The sequence below is a fragment of the Archangium sp. genome (assembly GCF_036388035.1).
Classification (GTDB): domain Bacteria; phylum Myxococcota; class Myxococcia; order Myxococcales; family Myxococcaceae; genus Archangium.
The window spans coordinates 1-5,989 of sequence record NZ_DASVSO010000301.1 but is presented as its reverse complement, the minus strand read 5'-3'; the positions used below and the strand labels follow the sequence as shown (position 1 = coordinate 5,989).

The window sequence follows — 5,989 nt, the reverse complement described above, 5'->3', positions numbered from 1 at the left end:
CTCTACGGGCCGAAGTTCTACCCGGCCGACAAGACGAGTGCGGCCGAGCGGTACGACTGGGCCAAGTCCTGGCTCGAAGCGCGGGTGGGGCATCCGCGATTCCACCAGCACTTCGCAGTGCATGAAACGGAAGCATGGCTGCTGGCGGATCCGACACGCCTGCCTGCTCCCGTGGAGCAGTCCCTGCCCGGCAAGTGCGCCCGACCCGAATCGGTGAATTTCAACGAGCCGCCCGCGAAGCTCCTGGAGCGTCTGTACAAGGAGAAGCTGGGCAGGCCCTACAAGAAGCTCATCGACGGGGCCAACCTCTTCGCAAAGCTGTCGCCCGACGTGGCGCAGGCGAAGTGTCCGTACCTGGGGCGGCTGCTCCAGGACATGCTGTCGCTGGCGCAAGCCGCCTCGCCCTGAGGGGCGCTTGAAAGAAGTCCGTTACTTCAGCACCCCGAGGGCCTCCAGCTTGTCGAACAGCTCCTCGCGCCGCGGGCGTGGGGGCGGGTGGGCCGCCAGGAAGGCCTCGATGGTCCGCACCTCGTCGTGGCGGTAGGTGAAGCCGGTGGCGGTCTGGAAGGCGCGCGCGTCCACCACGATGGGGTACTGCAGGTGGTAGAGCGCCCCGGGCGGCAGTCGCGGCAGGCCAAAGCGGCCGAGGAGCTGGCGCAGCACCATCATCGGCAGGGGCACCGGCTGGCGCTGGGCCTGGCGGATGATGACGGACAGCGGCAGCGGCTGCGGGCCCGCCAGGTTGAAGACGCCGCGGGCCCGCTTCTCCACCGTGAGCGCGATGGCCGCCGCCACGTCGTCCTCGTGCATGAACTGGAAGAGGGGATCATGCCCCGCCACCATGGGCACGCGCCGGCCGCGCAGGAAGGTGGCCAGCGTGCCCTGCGCCGAGGGGCCGAGCGTGTAGCACACGCGCAACACCGAGGTGGTCAGCTCCGGGTAGCGCCACAGCGCGGTGGAGGCATAGAGGTCCGCGGCCACCAGATCCGCCAGCTCCGGGAAGGAGGCCAGCTCCTTCGGGGGCTCGTCCTCGGTGTGGTACAGCGCCGAGTCCGGTGCCGCCCCGTAGAAGGTGTGCCGGCCCACGAAGACGGCGTGCTTCACCCCGTAGGCGCGGCAGTGCTCGAACACCACGCGCGTGCCGCCCAGGTTGATGCGGTGGCGCTCCTCTCCCTGCACGCGCAGCGACGTCACCGTGGCCATGTGCACCACGACCTCGGGCCGCCGCGTGCGGAAGACGTCCTCCGCCGGCCGCTTGCGCAGGTCCACCGCGTGCACCTCGATGTCCGCGGGCGCCTCCTCCCACGGCCGCGTGTCGATGCCCATCACCGTGTGCCCCTGGGCTCGCAGCGCCAGTGCCACCCGCTGCGCCACCGCTCCACCAATGCCGAGGATGAGGACCCTCATGGCTCAACGCCCTTCCCAGCGCTCGTGACGGCGCCGATCGATGATGTCCGCGATGCGCGCCTTCACCTGCTCCACGTAGCCCTGGATGATCACGTCATCCTCGTCGCCCGAGCCCTCGAAGAGCATGGGCTCGCCATAGTGGATTTCCAGTGGGACGGGGAGGGGGAGGGGCAGCAGGTAGGGGGTGACGGGGACGTAGGGCATCCCGAGCACCTTGCCCAGCCGGTAGAGGTTGGCCACCGTGGGGATGGCGGCTCCGCCCCCGAGGAAGCCGAATGGGATGATGGGCGAGCGCGTCTTGAGCGCCAGGCGCATGAAGCCCGTGCCGAACTCCACCAGATCATAGCGCTGGGGGTAGAGCTTCGCGGTGCCGCGCGCGCCTTCCGGGAAGACCATCAGCAGTCGGTCCTCCTCCAGCAGGCGCACCGCGTGCTCGGGCAGGCCGGGGAACTGGCCGCAGCGGCTAGTCCATGTGGAGGCCACCGGAATGGCGTTGATGAACTTCTCCGCCATGCCCTGCGCCAGCCGCGGCGGCTCCATCTCCAGGAAGCACGAGGTGACGACCATGGCGCCGTCCACCGCCACCCCTCCCGAGTGGTTGCCCACTAGCATGGCCCGCCCGCGCGCCGGCACGTGCTCGATGCCATGGCACTTCACCCGGAAGTACTGCCGGTAGAAGAAGGACATCGCCTCGAAGACGACGCCCAGGTGCCACTTGGACACGCCGTACGGGTCCACCCCGTACGCGTTGAATGGCAGCTCCATCCGCTCCAGCCGGGCCTTCACCGAGTCACGCGTCACACCTGCTCCCCTCCGGATCTTTCTAGGCGAGCCATCGTGGCAGATCTCCCACGCGCCCGGGCGGCGACGTTGCCCGCCCCGCATCGCAAGTCCTCACACTCGGAGTCCTGCTTCCCAGTACCTTGTGTTTTCCCCGGAAAGATATTTTCATTGGATATACCAGACAGCCAGGAATATCAGGCCTTTCGGAGTTTGGTGTCTTTGCAATTTTGCAGTGAAGAAGTGCTTGGAGGTACGGCCATGAGGATGATGCGTGTCGTGGGAGCCTGGGTGGCGCTGGTGTTGGGGGTGGTGTTCGCCCTGCCAGGGACGGCCGAGGCGAGCGGGTCACGAGACGTGAAGGTGGAGCGCCGGGTGTTCCCGGTCCGCCTGTCCGATGGGGGCACGTACTCGGTGGTGGGCTACCTCTACTACCAGGGCAGCCTGGAGAACCGGCCGGTGCAGATTCTCACCCACGGCATCACCTACAACCACGGGTACTGGGACCTGCCGGAGATCGACGGCCAGGACTATTCGTACGCGCGCTACATGGCCCGCCAGCACTACGCGGTGCTCGCGTTGGATCTGCCGGGCGCCGGTGAGAGCGACAAGCCCAATGGGGACTTCCTCAACCTGGCGGAGTCGGCGAGCGCCCTGCACCAGGTGGCCCAGCAGCTCCGGGCCACGGCGCAGAAGGACACCTTCGAGACGCTCGTCTACGTGGGGCACTCCAACGGGGCGCTCATCTCCACCTTCGCGCAGGCGCTGTACGGCGACGCGCAGGCGGTGGTGATGACGGGCTGGTTGAACACCTTGCACTCGGTGCCGGTGAGCCCCGACGTCATCGGGCTCTTCCTGCAGCAGGGCCCGTACATCCGCCTGCCGGGCGAGATGCGGGCGCCCCTCTTCTACGACGCGGCGAACGCGGACCCGGAGGTCATCGCCTACGACAACGAGGTCATCTCGGACGCGGTGTCGCGCGGCCAGCTGATGGACCTGCTGATCATGCTGACCTATCCGCAGCTCATCCCGACCCAGGCGCTCACCGTGCCGGTGATGGTGCAGCTCGGGGACAATGACCTGATGGCCCCGGCCGCCAACGCCGCGACCGAGGCCCAGGCCTATCCCAACTCGCCGCGGGTGCGGGTGGACCCCATCTCCCACACCGGGCATGTCTTCAACGGCCACTACAACCGGGTGGAGGGCTGGGAGCGCATCGACGCGTGGATCCGCTCCCTGGCCCGCTGAGACTCAGGACGCGGAGGTGAGCTCGCCGAGGAGGCGCGCCACCTCCGTCGCCGCGGTCTCGGGCCGCAGGCTGGTATCGGAGATGCCCGCCACCACGCGGGTGATGTTGTGGTCCACCGCTCCCGGCTTCGCCCAGACGCGGGCGGCGGGCGCGGTGACGTAGGCGGAGAAGCTGTGGTGCCCGGAGCCGGGGCGCTCGCCAATGACGTGGATGAGCGCCCGGGGCCCCTCCGCCGCCGGATCCCCGAAGAGAAGCTCCCCGGCGCGGTAGCCGGCCCGCACGCGCCCGTGTGCCAGCACGAGGTGCTCGGGGGCCACGCGGCGGCCAGTGGCCTCCAGCCGGGTGCGCAGCGCGGTGAGGAAGGGGTGGAGGTGGCCCTCGTCCATGAGGGAGCGCGCGTCCAGTCCGTCCGAGACGACGAGCTGCACGTCATACCGGCCGGCGTGGTGCGCGCGCAGCGACTCCAGGAGGCGCTCGGAGGCGGGATCCAACTGCTCGCCCGAGGGCGGGTGGAGGATGTAGTCGCGGCGGTTGGAGGCGCGGGTGCGCAGGCGCACGGCGTCGGGAAGCGTCGCGATGAAATCCGGAGAGAGGTCGGACCAGAGGCCGGCCTTGGCGTCGTCGTAGAGCCCGCGGATCTCCCGGTCGAGCGAGGGCTCCAACTCCCACGGCTGCTCGCCATGGCCCACGGCGAGAGGGACGCCCCGGGCGCGCACCTCGGCCATCTGCCGCGCGGCCTCGGCGAGCACGTCGGCGTCGGGCCGGGTGTCGCCCTTGTGGCGGCGGTACTGGAGGTAGACCCAGGCGGGGTCACCGAAGTGCTCGGTGGGGCGGCCGTGCGCGTCGATGACGCCGAGCCGCTGGAAGAAGGCCCACAGCCGGTCGTCCACCTTGTAGCCGAACTTCTCGCGCAGGCGGACGTGGTCCTGGAACGCCGTGGTCAGGTAGCTGAGCATCGGATCGTTCCGGGTGGGTAGCGCCATGAGGTAGCCGGGGTTGGCCGGCATGAGCTGCTCCAGGCACCAGCCCAGGTCGTCCAGCGAGACGTCCATGTGCAGGGTGGAGCAGACATCCAGGCCAATCGTCAGGCCGTGCAGCTTGCCCATGACGATGTCCTCGAGGCAGCAGCGCACGAGCTGCTCGCGGGTGCGGAACACCTCGGGGCCGATGAAGCCGGCCACGTCGTTGACGATGACCCACGGGGCGGACTCGTGGCCGGCACGCTCCTGCGCGGCGGCGATGCGCTGGGTGAGGGCGCGCGAGAAGCCGTACTTGCGCGCCTCGTGCACCACCATGTCCACGCCGGCGGCATGGCCGTTGGTGGCGTCGGCGCCCTGGCCCGTCTCGAAGTACATGCCCCAGCGCCCGGTGCGCGCGGCGGCGTGGGCCTCCATCTTCTCCAGGGTGACGTCGAAGGTGCGGTTGGCGGCCTCGGTGCTGCCCAGGCTCTGGAACCACAGGCCCGTGGTGCCCGGCTGCATGGCCTCCACCACCGCCTGCACGTCCACGTGCGCCAGCACGCAGTGGGGCATGACGTCCTGGAGCCCGAACGTCACGAGAAGCTCATGCAGGGCGGACTCCACGGCGGCCACGGACTCGGGCGTCGAGGACACGGGGTTGGTGCCGAGCACCACGTCGCCCACCGCGAAACTCCAGCCGTTGAAGACCTGCCAGCGGATGTCGTCCGGGTGGTCCGTGGGCGAGTTGGGCTGGATGCGCGCGCCCAGGTAGCCCTTCGCGCCCACCTTGCCGCCGGGCAGCGGGTTGAAGACCTTGCGGCCGATGGAGGCGAGCTCCTCGTTGCTCATCAGCTTCACCACGCAGCCGATGGCGTCGCTGCTCAGCCCGTCCTTGAGCTCGTGGATGGCCTCCTCGCTCGCCGACAGCAGGAAGGCCTTGAGCTCGCCCAGCGTCCAGCTCGCGGTACGCGCCTGCGCCGAGGCGTCGAGCGCCCCCTGCATGTACGAGTAGAGCCGCTCCTCCATCAGCGGGTACGCATCGAGGTCACCGAGGCGCGTGCGCGCGAGCAGGGCCCGGGCGTTGCGGCGCGACACCTCGTTGGCCGCGGCGACGCCGATGGCCGCGTCCCCCTCCTTGAACTCGTTTGCGGCACCAACGACCTGCTGGTACAGCCGAGGCTCGAAGGTGCCGCGCACACGCCGCACGTAGGCGAACACGTCCTCGTCGGGGAGGGGGTCCGGCAGGGAGACGCGCGAGTGTTCGCGGCCGGCATCGGGGGGCAGGGCCACTGGAGCCAGCGGCAGGGGCTCCTCGAGTGGATGCGTCAGGCTTTCCGCCATGGCGAGCTCACCTCGGGGGCAGAGGCTAATGCCGCCCCGATTCCGTGTCACCGGGCCCCCCGGCAGTGAGGGGTCTCCTGCGTGACGCCGCCGTCCAACGCGGATGACCACCCGACAATTTCAGCGAGTGCCCGGGGCCTCGGCGTGCAGGCGCTCCAGGAAGAAGGCCACCACCACCAGCGAGTGGGTGATGGCACCGCTCAGGATGAGCTGGGGCGCCGCCGAGCGCGGGTGCAGCTCCACGGCGATGTCC

5 protein-coding genes are annotated in these 5,989 nt (G+C 69.6%); 2 read left to right on the top strand and 3 right to left on the bottom strand.

The window, feature by feature from the left end; all coding sequences use genetic code 11:
- On the top strand, positions 1 to 408 hold a 408-nt coding region (locus VF697_RS12510), incomplete at its 5' end, for a DUF4276 family protein (RefSeq protein ID WP_331094601.1).
- Positions 409 to 429: 21 nt separating this feature from the next.
- On the opposite strand, the gene VF697_RS12505 is transcribed toward VF697_RS12510, so the two are convergent.
- Entirely contained in the window at positions 430 to 1,407 is a 978-nt protein-coding gene (locus VF697_RS12505) for an SDR family oxidoreductase (protein ID WP_331094599.1), read from the bottom strand.
- Between the two features lie 3 nt (positions 1,408 to 1,410).
- Positions 1,411 to 2,208, bottom strand: coding sequence for a lysophospholipid acyltransferase family protein (locus tag VF697_RS12500; RefSeq protein ID WP_331094597.1), 798 nt, complete (start codon positions 2,206 to 2,208; stop codon positions 1,411 to 1,413).
- 240 nt (positions 2,209 to 2,448) lie between these two features.
- On the opposite strand from VF697_RS12500, the gene VF697_RS12495 reads away from it, so the two are divergent.
- Positions 2,449 to 3,435, top strand: a complete 987-nt coding sequence (locus VF697_RS12495; protein ID WP_331094595.1) for an alpha/beta hydrolase — start codon at positions 2,449 to 2,451, stop codon at positions 3,433 to 3,435.
- Positions 3,436 to 3,438: 3 nt separating this feature from the next.
- Here VF697_RS12495 and eutB read toward each other — a convergent pair whose 3' ends face one another.
- Positions 3,439 to 5,736, bottom strand: a complete 2,298-nt coding sequence (gene eutB / locus VF697_RS12490; RefSeq protein WP_331094593.1) for an ethanolamine ammonia-lyase subunit EutB — start codon at positions 5,734 to 5,736, stop codon at positions 3,439 to 3,441.
- Positions 5,737 to 5,989: the final 253 nt, after the last annotated feature.

Coding starts and splice junctions, on each gene's coding strand:
- eutB (WP_331094593.1), bottom strand. CDS start 5,736: ATGGCGGAAAGCCTGACGCATCCACTCGAGGAGCCCCTGCCGCTGGCT.
- VF697_RS12495 (WP_331094595.1), top strand. CDS start 2,449: ATGAGGATGATGCGTGTCGTGGGAGCCTGGGTGGCGCTGGTGTTGGGG.
- VF697_RS12505 (WP_331094599.1), bottom strand. CDS start 1,407: ATGAGGGTCCTCATCCTCGGCATTGGTGGAGCGGTGGCGCAGCGGGTG.